This is a genomic window from Pseudomonas sp. NFPP04, from assembly GCF_900113815.1.
Lineage (GTDB): Bacteria > Pseudomonadota > Gammaproteobacteria > Pseudomonadales > Pseudomonadaceae > Aquipseudomonas > Aquipseudomonas extremorientalis.
In genome coordinates, this window is record NZ_FOQS01000013.1 from 62,399 (window position 1) to 79,191 (window position 16,793).

Sequence of the window (16,793 nt, forward strand, 5' to 3'; positions counted from 1 at the left end):
TGCCCCCGATGAGGCCCTAAAAGACAGCGCAAAACTGTCAGCCCGCCCCCGGCACATTTGGCCAAAGATCCGCCACCAGAAACAACCGCTCGGCTTCCTCCCAATCCTCACCCACCTGTACCAGCCGCACCAGCAGCTGCGCCGGAGCCATCGGGTCCAGGTCGGCCAGCCAACCGTGCATCTGTTCTTCGCTCCACACTTCTTCCGTGGGGTAGTGCGCCGGCGCCAGCCAGGCATGCCGGGGCAGGGGCTGCCACCGGCCCGGTTGGCTGAGGCTGGCAAACGCCTGCCAGTCACGCTGATGCAACCAGCGCCCACGCAAGTGTTGCGCATGCGCGCCACTGGGAGCCATGGCCTGGCCGGGCCAGGGGTAGAGCAGGTAGCCCCCCAACCATAAATGCGCATCAAACTGTTGGACATCCAACGCGGCCAGCACTTCACGGCTTTCCGCCCGTGACGATATCGGCAACTGATGCTGGGCCAGATGCGCTAGCTTGCGGTCCAGTCGATCATGACAGCCCGGGCCGAGCCATTGCGCAGTGTCCTGGCCGTTACCGTCCTGCGGGCCCAGATACAGCTTGATCGCCAGTTCCAGGTGATGCACGCCATCGCGGTCGCGCAGCAACATGTCCAGCTCGCCGAGTGTGTGCCCGGCACGGCGGATCGGCAGGTTGGCGGCCAGCAATTCCACGCCCGGCGCATGCTGCACCGCAAACTGCCACAGGCGTTCGTAATACAGGCCCAGGCGACGCGTACGTGACAGGCTCAGCCACTGCTGCAAGGCGCTGCTGTCCTGGTCCAGTTGGCGTAGCCAGCGTTCCAGCAGATGCGGCGCCTGCACCCAGTCGCTGCCGGCCAGCGGGTGACGTTGTGGCCATGGCGTTTGCGCGAGCATCGGCGGGGCGAGCATCACCCACGCCAGGTCGCGCACCTCGGGGTGGCGCAGCTGGCGGGGCAGGTTGTGCAGATCGGGGAACACAGTCATGGTCCGAGCATAGCCTTTTAACGGCGCTGAAGGTGGCTGAGAACCGTTGTCATCAAGGCTTCACGGCGACAAAGGATTTTGCCTGAGACGGCCTTTCGCCCATAATCGTTCTTTTTTGCCACACTCCACATCCCGCAGGAGCCCCATGGAGCAATTTCGCAATATCGGCATTATCGGTCGCCTGGGCAGTACCCAGGTGTTGGACACCGTCCGCCGGCTGAAAAAATTCCTGCTGGAGCGTCACCTGCATGTGATCCTCGAAGACACCATCGCTGAAATCCTGCCGGGCCACGGCCTGCAGACCTCGTCGCGCAAGATGCTCGGTGAAGTCTGCGACATGGTCATCGTGGTCGGCGGCGACGGCAGCCTGCTCGGCGCGGCCCGTGCCCTGGCGCGGCATAACGTGCCGGTGCTGGGGATCAACCGGGGCAGCCTGGGGTTCCTCACCGATATCCGCCCGGATGAGCTGGAAGTCGAAGTGGCCAAGGTGCTCGACGGTCATTACCTGGTGGAGAACCGCTTCCTGCTGCAGGCAGAAGTGCGCCGCCACGGCGAAGCCATCGGCCAGGGCGATGCGCTCAATGACGTGGTGCTGCACCCCGGCAAGTCCACGCGGATGATCGAGTTCGAACTGTATATCGACGGCCAGTTCGTGTGCAGCCAGAAGGCCGACGGCCTGATCGTTGCCACGCCTACCGGCTCCACCGCCTACGCGCTGTCGGCGGGTGGCCCGATCATGCATCCCAAGCTGGATGCCATTGTGATCGTGCCGATGTATCCCCATATGTTGTCGAGCAGGCCGATTGTGGTCGACGGCAACAGTGAACTGAAAATCGTGGTGTCCAAAGATATGCAGATCTACCCGCAGGTCTCGTGTGACGGGCAGAACCATTTCACCTGCGCCCCCGGTGACACCATCACCGTGAGCAAGAAGGCACAGAAGTTGCGGTTGATCCACCCGCTGGACCACAACTACTACGAAGTGTGCCGCACCAAGCTGGGCTGGGGCAGCCGCTTGGGGGGTGGAGGCGACTGATGCTCGATCCCGCGCGTAGCTACGACCTGATTGGTGACGTGCACGGTTGCGCCCATACCCTTGAGCACTTGCTCGACCTGTTGGGCTACCACAAGCAGGGCGGCACCTGGCGCCATCCAACGCGTATGGCGGTGTTCCTCGGCGATATCATCGACCGTGGCCCGCGCATCCGCGAGGCGCTGCATATCGTCCACGACATGACCGAGGCCGGCCAGGCGCTGTGCATCATGGGCAACCACGAGTTCAACGCCCTGGGCTGGACCACACCGGCACCGCCGGGCAGTGGCAGGCAGTTCGTGCGTGAGCACAACCCACGGCATGCGCGGTTGATCCACGAGACCCTGACCCAGTTCGAACATCACCCGACCGACTGGCACGACTTCCTCGGCTGGTTCTATGACATGCCGCTGTTTGTCGACGCCGGGCGCTTTCGCGTGGTGCATGCGTGCTGGGATGATGGCTTTATCCAGCCGCTGCGTGGCACCTTCCCGGACGGCTGCATCGACCAGCACTTCCTGCAGGCCGCCGCCGTGCCGGGCAGTTTTGCCTGCAATGCGTTCGACCGCCTGTTGCGCGGCACCGACATGCGTTTGCCGGACGGCCTCACGTTGACCGGTGGCGATGGCCTGACGCGCTCGTTCTTCCGCACCAAGTTCTGGGAAGACGACCCCAAGACCTACGGCGATATCGTGTTCCAGCCCGATGCACTGCCCGAGCCGGTGGCGCGTACACCGTTGTCGTCCACCGAAAAGAATTCCCTGCTGCGCTACGGCGTCGATGAACCGCTGTTGTTCGTCGGGCATTACTGGCGCAGTGGCAAACCGGCGCCGATCCGCCCGAACCTGGCCTGCCTGGACTACAGCGCGGTGCTGTACGGCAAGCTGGTGGCGTACCGCCTGGATCAGGAAACGCGGCTGGACCCGAATAAATTCGTCTGGGTCGACGTTGAGCGGCCCGAGGTCATCCAATGAGTACTGTGGCCGTATTGCGCCTGCCACTGAGTGTGGACCTGGGCGGCTTTATCCAACTGCTGCACCGCATGCAGGTGCCCCATCGCGTCAGTGAAGAGGCCGGGGAGCAAGTGTTATGGGTGCCCGAGACCATCAGCGACGACGTGCGCGTGCTGTACCAGCGCTTTCCCGCCGGTGACCCGGACCGGCAACTGGATATTCCCGAACAGGCAGCGACCAGGCGCCCTGGATTTGTCCAGCAACTGCGGCACAGCCCATTGACCGCACTGGTGTTGCTGGCAAGCATCATCGTCGGCGCGGTGACCTTGCTCGGTGAAAACCTGCAAGCCATGAGCTGGCTGACATTCCTGCAGTTTCGCATTATCGGCGAGTACATCCAGTTCACGCCGCTGGCCGACAGTCTGGCGGCGGGGCAGTGGTGGCGCTTGGTCACGCCGATGCTGATCCACTTCGGCATCCTGCACCTGGCCATGAATGGCATGTGGTACTGGGAGTTGGGCCGGCGCATAGAGGCGCGCCAGGGCAGTATCAACTTGCTGGGCCTGACCCTGTTGTTCAGCCTGGTCTCCAACTACGCTCAATACGCTTATGGTGGCCCCGGTCTGTTCGGTGGGTTGTCCGGCGTGTTGTATGGCCTGCTCGGGCATTGCTGGATTTTTCAACTGCTGTCGCCCAACCCGGCCTATCGCCTGCCCCGTGGGGTACTGGTGATGATGCTGGTCTGGCTGCTGCTCTGCCTGTCGGGGCTGGTCTCGATGATCGGTTTCGGCGAAATCGCCAACGCGGCCCATGTCGGCGGCTTGGTCATCGGTTGCCTGACAGGTTTGCTGGGCGGGCTGTACAGCCGTCGCAAATCGTCTATTTGATAAGGAAGAGCCTCATGTCCTCTTTTGCTGAAATGATCGAAAATATCACCCCGGATATCTACGAGAGCCTCAAGCTCGCCGTGGAAATCGGCAAGTGGTCCGATGGCCGCAAGCTCACTGCCGAACAGCGCGAGCTGTCGTTGCAGGCGGTGATAGCCTGGGAAATCCAGAACCTGCCGGAAGACCAGCGCACCGGCTACATGGGCCCGCAGGAATGCCAGTCGAAGTCGACCACCGTGCCGAACATCCTGTTCAAGTCGGATGCGATCCATTGATTGAAATCGGTCGCGGTGCAGTCAGCAAGATGTCGGCGCAACTCGGTGAGCCGACCGTTCAATACGCGTTTCGACTGGGCGACGCCGAGGTGCCGGTCAACCCGTTGATCGGCACCCATGTGCGCCTGGAATACCTCGGTGCCATCCATTGCAGCCATTGCGGCCGCAAGACCAAGACCAGCTTCAGCCAGGGGTATTGCTACCCGTGCATGACCAAGCTGGCCCAGTGTGACCTGTGCATCATGAGCCCCGAGCGTTGCCATTACGACGCCGGCACCTGCCGCGATCCAGGCTGGGGCGAGAAATTCTGCATGACCGACCATGTGGTGTACCTGGCGAACTCGTCAGGGATCAAGGTCGGCATCACCCGTGCCACCCAGTTGCCGACGCGCTGGCTCGACCAGGGCGCGAGCCAGGCGCTGCCGATCATGCGCGTGGCTACCCGCCAGCAGTCAGGTTTTGTCGAAGACCTGTTCCGCAGCCAGGTGGCCGACAAGACCAACTGGCGTGCGCTGCTCAAGGGCGACGCCCAGTCCGTCGACCTCAAGCAGGTGCGTGACGAACTGTTCGCCGCCTGCGCCGACGGCTTGCTGGGTTTGCAGGAACGCTTTGGCCTGCAGGCCATCCAACCGGTCACCGACATCGAACCGCTCGAAATCCGTTACCCGGTGGAGCAGTATCCGACCAAGATCGTCAGCTTCAACCTGGACAAGAACCCGATTGCCGAAGGCACGCTGCTGGGGATCAAGGGCCAGTACCTGATCTTCGACACCGGCGTTATCAATATTCGTAAGTACACGGCCTACCAGCTCGCCGTGCATCAGTAGAAGGATGCCACCCATGCGCACCGAACAACCGAAGATGATTTACCTCAAGGACTATCAGGCGCCGGACTACCTGATCGACGAGACCCACCTGACCTTCGAGTTGTTCGAGGACCACAGCCTGGTCCACGCGCAACTGGTGATGCGCCGCAATCCTGAGCGTGGCGCTGGTTTGCCGCCGTTGGTGCTGGACGGCCAGCAGCTGGAGCTGCTGAGCGTAAACCTGGCCGATCAGGCACTGACTGCTGATGACTACGAACTGACCGACAGCCACCTGACGGTACATCCGAACAGCGCGACGTTTACCCTGGACACCACGGTAAAGATCCACCCGGAAACCAACACTGCGCTGGAAGGCCTGTACAAGTCCGGCAGCATGTTCTGCACCCAGTGCGAGGCCGAGGGCTTTCGCAAGATCACCTATTACCTCGATCGCCCGGATGTGATGAGCACCTTCACCACCACGGTGATCGCCGAGCAACACCGTTACCCGATCCTGCTGTCCAACGGCAACCCGATCGCCAGCGGTCCCGGTGAAGATGGCCGTCATTGGGCAACCTGGGAAGACCCGTTCAAGAAACCGGCGTACCTGTTTGCCCTGGTGGCCGGTGACCTGTGGTGTGTCGAAGATACCTTCACCACCATGACCGACCGCACTGTGGCGCTGCGCATCTACGTCGAGCCGGAAAACATCGACAAGTGCCAGCACGCTATGACCAGCCTGAAAAAATCCATGCGCTGGGATGAAGAAACCTACGGCCGTGAGTATGACCTCGACATCTTCATGATCGTCGCGGTGAACGACTTCAACATGGGCGCCATGGAAAACAAGGGCCTGAACATCTTCAACTCCAGCGCTGTGCTGGCCCGCGCCGAAACCGCCACCGATGCCGCGCACCAACGGGTCGAGGCGATTGTTGCCCATGAGTACTTCCACAACTGGTCGGGCAACCGTGTGACCTGCCGCGATTGGTTCCAGCTGTCGCTCAAGGAAGGTTTTACCGTGTTCCGTGATTCGGGCTTCTCGGCCGACATGAACTCGGCCACGGTCAAGCGCATCCAGGACGTGGCGTACCTGCGTACCCACCAGTTCGCCGAAGACGCCGGCCCGATGGCCCACGCGGTGCGCCCGGACAGCTTCATCGAGATCTCCAACTTCTACACCCTGACCGTGTACGAAAAGGGCTCGGAAGTGGTCGGCATGATCCACACCTTGCTCGGTGCCGAAGGTTTCCGCAAAGGCAGCGACCTGTACTTCGAACGCCATGACGGCCAGGCCGTGACCTGCGACGACTTCATCAAGGCCATGGAAGACGCCAACGGCGCTGACCTGACGCAATTCAAGCGCTGGTACAGCCAGGCCGGTACGCCGCGTCTGGCGGTGAGCGAGTCCTACGATGCAGCCGCGAAAACCTACAGCCTGACCTTCCGTCAGAGCTGCCCGGAAACCCCGGACAAGGTGGAAAAACTGCCGTTCGTGATTCCGGTGGAGCTGGGCTTGCTGGACGGGCAGGGCGCTGGCATTGCCTTGCGCCTGGCCGGTGAGGCAACTGCGGGTGGCACGTCGCGGGTGATTTCGGTGACCGAGGCCGAGCAGACGTTTACCTTCGTCGATGTGCCTGAGCAGCCATTGCCTTCACTGCTGCGCGGCTTCTCGGCGCCGGTGAAGCTGAGCTTCCCGTACAGCCGCGACCAGTTGATGTTCCTGATGCAGCACGACAGCGACGGTTTCAACCGTTGGGATGCCGGCCAGCAGTTGTCGGTGCAGGTGTTGCAGGAGCTGATTGGCCAGCATCAGCAAGGCCAGGCCTTGAAGATGGATCAGCGCTTGATCACTGCGCTGCGCAGCGTGCTGAGCGACGAAAGCCTTGACCAGGCGATGGTCGCGGAAATGCTGTCGTTACCGGGTGAAGCCTACCTGACTGAAATCAGCGAAGTGGCAGATGTGGATGCCATCCACGCCGCCCGTGAGTTTGCGCGCAAGCAACTGGCGGACAACCTGCACGAAGCGTTGTGGCTGCGTTACCAGGCCAACCGCGAGTTGTCCAAACAAACGCCGTATGTGGCGGCAGCCGAGCACTTTGCCCGTCGTGCGTTGCAGAATATCGCGCTGTCGTACCTGATGCTCAGTGGCAAGCCTGAAGTGCTGGCGGCGACCATCGAACAGTTTGACACCAGTGACAACATGACCGAGCGCCTGACCGCGCTGGCGGTGCTGGTGAATTCGCCGTTCGAGGCAGAGAAGGCCAAGGCGCTGGCGGTGTTTGCCGAGAACTTCAAGGACAACCCGTTGGTCATGGACCAGTGGTTCAGCGTGCAGGCTGGCAGCACGTTGCCGGGCGGGCTGGCGCGGGTCAAGGCGTTGATGGAGCACCCGGCGTTTACCCTCAAGAACCCGAACAAGGTGCGTGCCTTGATCGGTGCCTTTGCCGGGCAGAACCTGATCAACTTCCACGCGGCGGACGGTTCGGGCTATCGCTTCCTGGCGGACCTGGTGATCCAGTTGAATGGCTTCAACCCGCAGATCGCTTCGCGCCAGTTGGCGCCGTTGACCCGCTGGCGTAAATACGACAGCGCGCGCCAGGCGCTGATGAAGGCGGAGCTGGAGCGCATTCGGGCGTCCGGTGAGTTGTCGAGTGATGTGTTCGAGGTGGTCAGCAAGAGCCTGGCTTAAGAGGGATCGCTGAATAAAAAACGGCCTGTTGAACAGGCCGTTTTTTTTCGCCTCAGATAACCGGCGGGCGAGGGGTGTCCAGGCCGATATCGATGGGGAAACGCTCGGCGATGATGCCGTGAGGAACACCCAGTGGTATAGCGCTGGCGGTGTCGAGACGGGTGACTTGCTCGGCCGACAGGTGCACATTCAGCGCGCCTAAGGTGTTGTCCAACTGGGCGCGGGTGCGCGAACCCAGGATCGGCACCAGCGCGGTGGTCGAGCGCCGGGCCTTTTCCCGCAGCCAGGCGATGGCGACGTGGGTCGGTGTGGCGTCGATTTCACCGGCAACCGCCAGCAGTGTATCGAGCACAGCGGTTTCACGCGCACTGTGTTCGGCGTGCACCAGGATCCCGAGTTTGTTGGCGCGGTTGTCGTCCTGGGTGTTGCGGTACTTGCCGGTCAGGAAACCGCCGCCCAGGGGGGACCACAGCGTGGCGCCCAGCCCCAGCGCTTCGGCCATTGGCAGCAACTCGCGGTCGGCGCTGCGTTCCACCAGGCTGTATTCCACCTGGATGCCGATTATCGGTGCGAAGCTGCGCACGTCGGCCAGCAGGTCGGCGCGGGCAATGCGCCAGGCGGGGAAGTTGGACAGGCCGGCATAGTGGATCTTGCCGGCGCGCACCAGGTCATCGAGGCCGCGCAGGATCTCTTCCATGGGCGTGACGTTGTCGCTCATATGTGCCCAGAGCAGGTCGATGCGGTCGGTGTTCAGGCGCTTGAGGCTTTCTTCCACCGAGCGCACCAGGTTCTTGCGGTTGTTGCCGACGCGGATCGTGCCTTCATCGGACGGCTCGGTGCGCAGGGTGTACTTGGTGGCCACCACCAGGTTGTCGCGTTCCGAGGCGATAAATTCCCCCAGCAGCTTTTCGGCCTGGCCAAACTGGTAACCGTTGGCGGTATCGAGGAAGTTGCCCCCGGCTTCGAGGTAACCATCAAAGATCGCCTTGGCTTCGTCGCGCTCGGCGCCATGGCCCCAGCCCGTACCGAAATTACCGGTGCCCAAGGCCAGTTCAGATACCTGCAGGCCGCTGCGGCGGCCAAAGATTTTATTACGCATACAAGGACTCCAGAGGCAGTGATTTTCTTACATGTTTAGTAACATGTATTTAATATGATCTGCATAATTTATCGGGTCAAGCGACTTTTTTACTGCTGACGATTTCTGACAGGGGGCTTTGCTATGCTGCTGCACTTTTCCATTTTCAGGCGGGAAACCCTGTGTCGCGTACCACTCGTCTACTGACTTTGCTCCAGGCCCTGCGGGGCAAGAAGCGTCCGGTGACCGCTGCCGCGCTGGCGGCGCAGTTGGAGGTGTCCGAGCGCACGCTGTATCGCGATATCGCCGAATTGACGGCCTTGGGCGCGCCGATTTTTGGTGAGGCGGGGGTCGGGTATGTGTTGCGCAGTGGCTTGTTTCTGCCGCCCTTGATGCTGAACGCCGAGGAAACCGAAGCCATCGTGCTCGGCCTGCGTTATGTCGACCAGCGCGGCGACGACGTGCTCAGCCGCGCTGCCGCCAATGCCTTGGCGAAGATCGCCGATGTACTCGACCCCGCCGCCCAGGAAGCCCTGCGCAACCCGACGCTGCTGCCGGGACCGCCCGGGTTCGGCTACCCGGAAAACCGTGTGCCGCTCAATGTGTTTCGCGAGGCCATTCGCAACCAGGCCAAGCTGCAGATCGATTACGCCGACGCCAGCCAGACCCAGAGCCAACGCCTGATCTGGCCCCTGGCCCTGGGCTTTCTGAATGAAGTGAGGGTGATCGTGGCCTGGTGTGAATTGCGCGGTGCCTATCGCACCTTTCGCACCGACCGCGTGGCGAGTGCACAGGTGCTTGGCGAACGTTACCCGGGGCGGCGCAGCGATTGGCTGCGGGCCTGGCGCAAGTTGATGGAACAGAACGAATCCGGGCCGTTTACTCCTGACAAAAACTGACACAACCCTGGCTTAGCATGGCACTACAAATCACCCAGAAAGGAGCTGTGTCATGTCTATCCCTGAGTTGGCACCGGCCATCGTGGCCTATATCGCGGCGGCCAATACCCGTGACACCTCGGCTATCGCCCAGTGTTTTGCCGAGGATGCCAATGTGTTCGATGAGGGCCAGCACCAGGTCGGCGCTGCCGCCATTGCGCGCTGGATGGAAGACACCGGGCGTCGTTATCAGCCGCGGGTTGAAGTGCTCAAGGTGCAACACCGTACCGGCAAGGTGCTGGTCAGCAATATCGTCTCCGGCAATTTCCCGGGCAGCCCATTGGAGCTGCGCTACACCTTTCGCTTGAACGAGCAGGGCAAGATTTCGCGGCTGGATATTTCGCTGTAGTTCATACTGGCGGGCATGACTTTCGACTCGCCCCGCGCTGCCTACCAATACGCCGTTGCTCAACCGGGTTTCGTCGCCGACGCCGCTCAGCGCCGCGCGGTGGACGCCCTGCAAGCCTGCCACGAAGCCCTGCACCACAGCCATGCACCGATCACCGGCGTGTACCTGTGGGGCCCGGTGGGTCGGGGCAAGACCTGGCTGATGGACCAGTTCTACCAAAGCCTGCAGGTGCCAGCGCGGCGTCAGCACTTCCATCACTTCATGCAGTGGGTGCATCAGCGTCTGTTCCAACTCACCGGCACCCACGACCCCTTGCAGGCCTTGGCCCGGGAGCTGAGCCAGGCCGTACGCGTGCTGTGCTTCGACGAATTGTTCGTTAATGACATCGGTGACGCGATTATCCTCGGGCGGCTGTTTCAGGTGATGTTCGAAGAGGGCGTGGTGATGGTCTGCACCTCCAACCAACCACCTGACCAACTGTATGCCGAGGGTTTCAATCGCGAGCGATTTTTGCCGGGCGTTGCGGCGATCAAGCAGCATATGCAGGTGGTTGCGGTGGATGGGGGAGAGGATCACCGGTTGCATCCGGGCGCGGGTATTCAGCGCTACTGGGTCAACCAGCCTGAGGCACTGGCGGGGGTGTTCCAGCGCTTGGCCCAAGGTCAACTGACTCGCAGCGGGCCGCTCGTGGTGGGGCATCGCACCATCGTCGCCGTGCAGTCCAGCGATACCGTACTCTGGTGCCGTTACGCCGACCTGTGCGAGCAACCGCTGGCGGCCATGGATTTCATGCTGCTGTGCGATCGCTTCAAGGCCATCCTGCTCGGTGAAGTTCCCAACCTGAGTGCGCAAAAACGTCCTGGCCGGATTGCCCGCGGCACTGAGGATGGCGTGCAACGCGTAGTGGCCGGTGATCGCGAGTTGCCGGAGTTGTCGGTGCACGATGACAGCGTGCGCCGGTTTATCGCCCTGGTGGACGAGTGCTACGACCGTAAAGTGCCGTTGTTCATCGAGGCCCAGATGCCGCTGGAGCGCCTTTACACCGAGGGCTACCTGGAGTTTCCCTTCCGCAGGACACTCAGCCGCCTGCAAGAAATGCAGTTGCAGCGTTTCGGCTAACGGCCGTACGAAAAAATCCAGGAATCGTGCGATTGCGCTTTTTCAACCGCGTAACCTTCGCGCTTTCATGCGCATATTTGTAGTTAATCTCCTTCATCTGGCGCCTGCTCCACGCTTACAATCGTGCCCCTCACAGGGAGCCGAATCCCTTGTAATCGTGATCGAGGAAGGACATGGACACCCCAGACATCCTGGTGCTGCAAGCCAGCTACACCAACCCCGTGCATGCCGACGCCATCGGCCGCGTGCTCAACCATTACGCCGAAGACCCGATGGGCGGTGGCCACAGCCTGCCCGCCGACCTCCTGGAGCAACTGCCAGGCGAGCTGGCAAAGCGCCCACATGCGTTCAGCGTACTGGCGTTTGTCGGCGGAGAACCGGCGGGTCTGGTGAATTGTTTTGAAGGGTTTTCCACGTTTGCCTGCCGTCCTTTGGTCAATGTCCACGACGTGGCGGTGATGGAGGCGTTCCGTGGTTTGGGGCTGAGCCAGAAAATGCTGCAAAAGGTCGAGGAAATCGCCCGTCAGCGTGGCTGCTGCAAAATTACCCTGGAGGTACTGGAAGGGAATGCGGTGGCTCAATCGGCGTATCGAAAGTTTGGTTTTGATGATTCGATGTTTGATCCGGCCCACGGGCGAATGTTGTTCTGGAGCAAACCGCTTTAATAAATAACAGGCAAAAAAAAGGCGCCATTAAATGGCGCCAAGTTGACCTTGACCAAAGGAGCGGGATGGCAAAGGGTATTACGGCTAAATCAAGTGTTTGGTTGTTGCTCGGCAGCGGACTGGTCAGCGGTTTCTTTCTTCACGTTCTTTCCATCGGCCAGCGCGGTTTGTGCCGCGGTGCCGTGGGTTTTTTGCTGCACGAAGGTGAAGTCGTTGTAGAACGCCTTGGAACGCTCGGAGCCGCCTTCGGCAAAGGCGGCGGCGGAGGTCAGGGTCATCAGGCTGGCAAGCATCAGGGTGGAGAGTTTCATGGCAGTGTTTCCGGTAAGTGTGATCGGTATCCGCTCTGTCCTTGATCAGATTCATGGGGCGAGTGTGGAGGGAGTTTATTAAGTAGGAATTAACGCCAAAAAAACCAAAAGCTAACAATTTCGTTAACTTTTGGTTAAAAGGTCCTACATCTTCCAGTCCAATGCCAAGGTGATCGAGCGTGGGTCACCCCAATACACGCCGTTATAAAAGCCAACGCGCTCGTAATACTTTTTATCAAATAGATTGTTGACGTTTAACGACGCCGTAACATGTTCATCGAACTGATAGCGGGACATCAGGTTGACCACGCTGTAGGCCTGCTGAGTGATCTTTGCCCGTGTGGTGATCCGGTTGCCCTTGCTGTCACGAGCCCCCGTTGGCCGGTTGCTGAATTCGTAGATATCGCTCTGCCAGTTCACGGCACCGCCGACCGTCAGGTTGCGCCATGCACCGGGTAATCGGTAGGTACTGGAGATCTTCAGCAGGTTCAGTGGTTGGCCGGTGTTGTTGCGTTTGTGCGTGCCATTCACCGAGTGGGTATAGGTGTAGCCGGCCGTGAGATTCCAGTCCGGCATCACTTCGCCGGCCACCTCCAACTCGAAGCCGCTTACCTTGTTACCCTTGCCGCCTGACTTGTAGTACTCCTCGCCTGTGATCGGGTTCGGCGGTACGGAGTCATCCCGTTCCGCGACGTTGTCCTGCTTGCTCCAGAAATAGGCGGCCGCTACGTTCAAGCGCTCCTGCAGCAAGCTGCCCTTGAGCCCGACTTCATAGTTGCTGCCCACCACGGGCTCCAGGTACTTCTCGTTGACGTCCTTGAGGCTCTGCGGCTTGAAGATGTCGGTGTAGCTGGCGTAGACGGTGTACTCCGGCGTGATGTCGTAGAGCAGCCCGGCGTAGGGCGTCCACATATCGTTGTGGGTCTGGCGGGTCTTGTTGGCCCTGAGCAATTGGTCATTGGCCGTGTATTCAGGCGCCGCGCTTTCCAGCTCCCAGCTGCCATAACGGCTGCCGAGTACCGCATGCAGGCGTTCGGTCAGGCTCAGGCGCGTGGCCAGGTAGCCGGCTTTCTGTTGCTTGCTGCTGTGCTCACCCTTGAGCCCGGTCACGGTGTCGGCGAACTTGCCGATCCCGCCCATGTATTTCCAGTCTTCGATGCTGTAGTAGCCGCCCGGGATGTTGCTGCGCATCACGGGCGAGACGTCCCGCTGCGTGGCCTCGCCATAACCCATCATCAGTTCATGTTCCCGGCCCAGCAGCGCATAGCTGCCAGCCAGGTTCAGGTCAATCGCCTCCATTCTCGACGTGCCGCGCATATGGCTGGCCCAGGCGGTCATGCCGCTGCGGTCGTCGTTGGGGAACCCCGCGCCGCCGTAGTAGACCTTGCCGTCCGTGTCGCTCTGGCGATGGGTGTAGGCCGCCTTCAAGTGCCAGTCGCCACCCAGGCGGTGATCGAGGCTGGCAAAGGTGGTCTTGTCGGTCAGCGGCCAGGAGCTCCAGTGCGCTGCCATATTGGTGGAGCGCGACAACCCAGCCTTGCCGCCCTGGCTGTTCCAGTAGGGCACGGTGCCCCAGGATGTGCCCTGTACCTTTTTGTCCTGGTAATCAAAACCGACCGCCAGCACGGTGTCGTCCGACAGGTCGCCTTCAAGGATGCCGTAGCCGACTGCCCGCTGCAGCGCGTAGTTGTCACGGAACGATTTGCTGTCGCGATAGGCCAGCACTGTACGCCCGCGCAGCTTGCCGTCGTACGCCAACGGGCCGCCGACATCCACGAAGCTGTAGTAGTTGTCATGGCTGCCACCGCTCACCCCGGTTTTCGCCTGCCACTGGGCGGTGGGGCGCTTGCGCACCATATTGACCGTGGCCGAGGGGTCACCCGCACCGGTGGTCAAGCCGGTAGCGCCGCGAACCACCTCGATGCGGTCGTAGATGATGGTGTCGGAATCGGACTTCATGTAGCCGAAGGTGTTGAGCATCCCGTCAATCTGGAAGTTGTTGATGCCGTAGCCACGGGAGGAATAGGACACACGGTCGGAGTCGTTGTGCTGCACGTTGACCCCGGTGGTCTGGCGTAGCACTTCGGTCAATGTATTGAGATTGAAATCATCCATCTGCTGGCGAGTGATCACCGAGATCGATTGTGGGGTTTCCTTGACCGACAGGTTCAGCCGCGTGGCGGTGCTCATCGAGCCGGTGGTGTAGGCCCCGGTGTGCTCGGTGGTGGTGCCCAGGCCCTCGGCGGTGATGCTGGTGGCCCGCAGCTCGAGGGCTTGGTGTTCGGGGTCGGTTTCAGCCAACAGGTCGGGGCTTGCGACCACGCTGAAGAGGCCGAGGGTGAACGTCATGGAACGGGTGAAAGGCGCGAACATCGCGGAAGACTCCTTGTCGTCTTTGCGGCCTTTCCGGTCGGGAAAGGCCTTGGTTCAAAGACGAAAGGACAGGGGGAACTTTAGGCTTAAACGAGAATGATTGTTATCTTTCTGTTACAAGGCTGGTTTTTCCTGCAGCACCACGTCGGTCGGATTGGCCTTTTTCGGCTTGATCAGGCTGAAGTCGATCAGGGGCTTTTGTTGGCGCTCGTAAGGGTTGCCAATCATCCGCGGGCGCGGCGTGAAGCTGTCACTCACCAGGCTTTTTGTACGGTCGAGTTCATTGAAGCTAAGACCGGCCAGATCAGCCCAGGTGTGAATCAACTGCGAGCTGGAGTAGGGCCGTTGCAAGTCACCGGCGAAGCTCCAGTCGTGGGTTTCGCGCCATTTCGGTGAGGCGTAGGCCATGAACGGAATGGTGTACATCGGCGCCGTCGGCTTGCCTTCGTTACGTCCCAGGGTGGTGTGGCCGGCCGAGTCGAAGACATCTTCGCCATGGTCCGACAGGTACAGCAGGAAGCCGTTGGGATCGGTCTTGGCGTAGTCCTTGATCAGGCTCGACACCACGAAGTCGTTGTACAGCACCGCATTGTCGTAGCTGTTGTAGGTGGGTAACTGGTCGTCGCTAATGCCCGCCGGCACGCCCTGGCGGTCGGTGAATTTGTCGAAGGTTGGCGGGTAGCGGTACTGGTAGCTCATGTGGGTACCCAGCAAATGCACCACGATGAACTTGCGCTCGGCCGGATCGGCCAGGGCCTTGGAAAACGGCGCCAGCACGTCGCCATCGTATTGGCGGGCGTTCTGGTTGCGGTTGTTGTTCAGGTACACCTGCTCGTCGGCCTGTTCGGAAAAGGTCGTGAGCATGGTGTTGCGCTTGGTCATGGTCTGCTGGTTGGTGATCCAGTAGGTCTTGTAGCCCGCCTGTTTCATCACGCTGACGATGGACGGCGTCTTCAGGTACAGGTCGGGGTTTTCTTCGTCGGCGAAGGTCAGCACCTGTTGCAACGCCTCGATGGTGTAGGGGCGCGGGGTGATGACGTTGTCGAACACCGCCAGTTGGTCACGCAGTTTGTCCAGCTCTGGCGTGGTGTTGCGCGGGTAGCCGTAGAGGCTCATGCGCTGGCGGTTGGTGGACTCGCCGATCACCAGCACCAGGGTCGACGGTTGGCCGGCCATGGTGTCCTTGAGGTTGGTCAGGGGCGGGATCTGGCTGGCGCTGTCGAGCATGCCTTGCATGTTGTCCAGTTGCTCGGTGTAGCGGCGGTAGGCGACGATCATCTGCCACGGCACGGCCGGTTCGATACGGGTTTCAAAGCGATCGATGGCCTGTTCCATGTTGTCGCTGGTGGCGATCTGCTTGACCAGCGGATAACCCACCACCGCCAGCACAATCGCTGCCGCCGCCAGCATCGACTGGCCGCGAGGCAGGTAGACCGGGCGTAGCCGCGTCCACAGGAATACGGCGAAGGCGGTATGGGCGATGAACGCCAGCACGATCCACCAGGCAAAATACTGGGTGGCGTATTCGCCAGCTTCCGAGATGTTCGACTCGAACATGATGAAGATGACGCTTTGGGAGAATTCCTGCTGGTAGATGAAGAAATAACCCAGGCTGGCCATGGAACACGCCCACAGCACCGCGCCGATCAAGGCGGCGAGCAGTCGTGTACGGCGGGGGAACAGCAGCATGGGCGCAAGCCACAGCGCACTCATGAAGAAGGCTTGGCGAAAACCACTGAAACCGGAAGTCCCAGTCAACTGGATCAGCAGTTGGGTAATGCCCGAGAAGTACCAGAAAAACAGGAACAGCCAGCCAAGGCCGGCCCAATCAAAACCTTTCGCAGACGTGGTGCTGCGTTTGAACATCGCCATCCAGCGCTCCAACCCGTTGATGTTTCAGTTGACGCGCGGGGCTGCACGCAACAGAGGCCACCCTTGCATGGGGTGGCCCTTGGGGGCTGGAGTATCGGGAGAGGCATGTGAAAACTTTGTGAGATTTTTGTAGCGGTTATCTTACAAAGCGATGACGGGGCTCAGCAGAGCGCGGGTTGCGCACCGGCGGGCTGGTCCAATTGGGCCTGGATGATATGGGCGCGCAGGCGCAGGACTTCCTGCTGCAGCTGTTCGCGCTCGTCTTTCAACTGGTGCAACTCGTCGCGACGGATAGTGACGTAGAGGGTCTGTGGCGGACGTGTCATCTGTGCAGTGCTCATTGCTTACCTCGCAAATAGCCGGTGTGTCGCGGTGTGCCAGAACGCTTGAGTCGAGGTTCTCGGCAGCAGTCGGAGACAATTCTGAATTCTTTTTGCGGGCAATGGAACTTTTTTAT

At 60.8% G+C, this 16,793-nt stretch carries 16 protein-coding genes; 10 read left to right on the forward strand and 6 right to left on the reverse strand.

Annotated features, from left to right (window positions below):
• Positions 1-37 precede the first annotated feature (37 nt).
• Positions 38-985, reverse strand: a complete 948-nt coding sequence (locus tag BM017_RS23525) for a DUF1853 family protein (RefSeq protein WP_092248924.1) — start codon at positions 983-985, stop codon at positions 38-40.
• A 145-nt stretch (positions 986-1,130) separates the two neighbouring features.
• Between BM017_RS23525 and BM017_RS23530 the strand changes: the two genes are divergently transcribed.
• From BM017_RS23530 to pepN, 6 genes are read left to right on the forward strand one after another with little or no spacing between them, the layout of a single operon-like run.
• A complete protein-coding gene (locus tag BM017_RS23530) occupies positions 1,131-2,021 on the forward strand; it encodes an NAD(+) kinase (RefSeq protein WP_003217892.1) in 891 nt (296 codons plus the stop codon).
• Positions 2,018-2,992, forward strand: coding sequence for a metallophosphoesterase (locus BM017_RS23535; protein WP_170856116.1), 975 nt, complete (start codon positions 2,018-2,020; stop codon positions 2,990-2,992). Before BM017_RS23530 ends, BM017_RS23535 begins: the two co-directional genes overlap by 4 nt.
• A complete protein-coding gene (locus tag BM017_RS23540; RefSeq protein ID WP_071490660.1) occupies positions 2,989-3,858 on the forward strand; it encodes a rhomboid family intramembrane serine protease in 870 nt (289 codons plus the stop codon). Before BM017_RS23535 ends, BM017_RS23540 begins: the two co-directional genes overlap by 4 nt.
• Positions 3,859-3,872: 14 nt before the next feature.
• Positions 3,873-4,133 carry a YeaC family protein gene (locus tag BM017_RS23545; RefSeq protein ID WP_017528545.1) on the forward strand — a complete coding sequence of 87 codons (261 nt, stop codon included), beginning with the start codon at positions 3,873-3,875 and terminating at the stop codon, positions 4,131-4,133.
• Complete coding sequence (locus BM017_RS23550) at positions 4,130-4,960, forward strand: DUF2797 domain-containing protein (protein ID WP_092248930.1); 831 nt, start codon at positions 4,130-4,132, stop codon at positions 4,958-4,960. The genes BM017_RS23545 and BM017_RS23550 overlap by 4 nt, the downstream gene beginning before the upstream one ends.
• Before the next feature lie 13 nt (positions 4,961-4,973).
• Positions 4,974-7,631: an aminopeptidase N gene (pepN, locus tag BM017_RS23555; protein WP_092248933.1), complete on the forward strand. Its 2,658-nt coding sequence runs from the start codon at positions 4,974-4,976 to the stop codon at positions 7,629-7,631.
• A gap of 52 nt (positions 7,632-7,683) precedes the next feature.
• Here the strand turns inward: pepN and BM017_RS23560 are convergent, their stop codons facing one another.
• Positions 7,684-8,730 (reverse strand): aldo/keto reductase, encoded by a 1,047-nt coding sequence (locus tag BM017_RS23560; RefSeq protein ID WP_092248935.1) that lies wholly within the window; start codon positions 8,728-8,730, stop codon positions 7,684-7,686.
• 161 nt (positions 8,731-8,891) lie between these two features.
• Here BM017_RS23560 and BM017_RS23565 point away from each other — a divergent pair, with 161 nt between their 5' ends.
• The 4 genes from BM017_RS23565 to BM017_RS23580 all read left to right on the forward strand — a co-directional run bounded on the left by BM017_RS23565 (position 8,892) and on the right by BM017_RS23580 (position 11,780).
• Complete coding sequence (locus tag BM017_RS23565; RefSeq protein ID WP_092248938.1) at positions 8,892-9,608, forward strand: helix-turn-helix transcriptional regulator; 717 nt, start codon at positions 8,892-8,894, stop codon at positions 9,606-9,608.
• Positions 9,609-9,660: 52 nt separating this feature from the next.
• A complete protein-coding gene (locus BM017_RS23570; protein WP_071490655.1) occupies positions 9,661-9,996 on the forward strand; it encodes a nuclear transport factor 2 family protein in 336 nt (111 codons plus the stop codon).
• Between the two features lie 15 nt (positions 9,997-10,011).
• On the forward strand, positions 10,012-11,115 hold the full coding sequence (zapE, locus tag BM017_RS23575) for a cell division protein ZapE (RefSeq protein ID WP_092248941.1): 1,104 nt from the start codon (positions 10,012-10,014) through the stop codon (positions 11,113-11,115).
• Between the two features lie 173 nt (positions 11,116-11,288).
• Positions 11,289-11,780, forward strand: coding sequence for a GNAT family N-acetyltransferase (locus BM017_RS23580; RefSeq protein WP_092248944.1), 492 nt, complete (start codon positions 11,289-11,291; stop codon positions 11,778-11,780).
• A gap of 89 nt (positions 11,781-11,869) precedes the next feature.
• On the opposite strand, the gene BM017_RS23585 is transcribed toward BM017_RS23580, so the two are convergent.
• The 4 genes from BM017_RS23585 to BM017_RS29190 all read right to left on the reverse strand — a co-directional run bounded on the left by BM017_RS23585 (position 11,870) and on the right by BM017_RS29190 (position 16,677).
• Positions 11,870-12,091 carry a hypothetical protein gene (locus BM017_RS23585; protein ID WP_092248947.1) on the reverse strand — a complete coding sequence of 74 codons (222 nt, stop codon included), beginning with the start codon at positions 12,089-12,091 and terminating at the stop codon, positions 11,870-11,872.
• A gap of 144 nt (positions 12,092-12,235) precedes the next feature.
• Entirely contained in the window at positions 12,236-14,464 is a 2,229-nt protein-coding gene (locus BM017_RS23590) for a TonB-dependent siderophore receptor (protein ID WP_092248950.1), read from the reverse strand.
• Between the two features lie 114 nt (positions 14,465-14,578).
• Positions 14,579-16,336 carry a phosphoethanolamine transferase CptA gene (locus BM017_RS23595; protein ID WP_092248952.1) on the reverse strand — a complete coding sequence of 586 codons (1,758 nt, stop codon included), beginning with the start codon at positions 16,334-16,336 and terminating at the stop codon, positions 14,579-14,581.
• A 161-nt stretch (positions 16,337-16,497) separates the two neighbouring features.
• Complete coding sequence (locus tag BM017_RS29190; protein WP_256573001.1) at positions 16,498-16,677, reverse strand: DUF6026 family protein; 180 nt, start codon at positions 16,675-16,677, stop codon at positions 16,498-16,500.
• Between the last annotated feature and the right edge of the window lie 116 nt (positions 16,678-16,793).

Excerpts from the sequence above, each read along its gene's own strand:
- BM017_RS23525 (WP_092248924.1), bottom strand. The coding sequence starts at position 985 with ATGACTGTGTTCCCCGATCTGCACAACCTGCCCCGCCAGCTGCGCCAC.
- BM017_RS23530 (WP_003217892.1), top strand. The coding sequence starts at position 1,131 with ATGGAGCAATTTCGCAATATCGGCATTATCGGTCGCCTGGGCAGTACC.
- BM017_RS23540 (WP_071490660.1), top strand. The coding sequence starts at position 2,989 with ATGAGTACTGTGGCCGTATTGCGCCTGCCACTGAGTGTGGACCTGGGC.
- BM017_RS23545 (WP_017528545.1), top strand. The coding sequence starts at position 3,873 with ATGTCCTCTTTTGCTGAAATGATCGAAAATATCACCCCGGATATCTAC.
- pepN (WP_092248933.1), top strand. The coding sequence starts at position 4,974 with ATGCGCACCGAACAACCGAAGATGATTTACCTCAAGGACTATCAGGCG.
- BM017_RS23560 (WP_092248935.1), bottom strand. The coding sequence starts at position 8,730 with ATGCGTAATAAAATCTTTGGCCGCCGCAGCGGCCTGCAGGTATCTGAA.
- BM017_RS23570 (WP_071490655.1), top strand. The coding sequence starts at position 9,661 with ATGTCTATCCCTGAGTTGGCACCGGCCATCGTGGCCTATATCGCGGCG.
- zapE (WP_092248941.1), top strand. The coding sequence starts at position 10,012 with ATGACTTTCGACTCGCCCCGCGCTGCCTACCAATACGCCGTTGCTCAA.
- BM017_RS23580 (WP_092248944.1), top strand. The coding sequence starts at position 11,289 with ATGGACACCCCAGACATCCTGGTGCTGCAAGCCAGCTACACCAACCCC.
- BM017_RS23585 (WP_092248947.1), bottom strand. The coding sequence starts at position 12,091 with ATGAAACTCTCCACCCTGATGCTTGCCAGCCTGATGACCCTGACCTCC.
- BM017_RS23590 (WP_092248950.1), bottom strand. The coding sequence starts at position 14,464 with ATGTTCGCGCCTTTCACCCGTTCCATGACGTTCACCCTCGGCCTCTTC.
- BM017_RS23595 (WP_092248952.1), bottom strand. The coding sequence starts at position 16,336 with ATGGCGATGTTCAAACGCAGCACCACGTCTGCGAAAGGTTTTGATTGG.
- BM017_RS29190 (WP_256573001.1), bottom strand. The coding sequence starts at position 16,677 with ATGAGCACTGCACAGATGACACGTCCGCCACAGACCCTCTACGTCACT.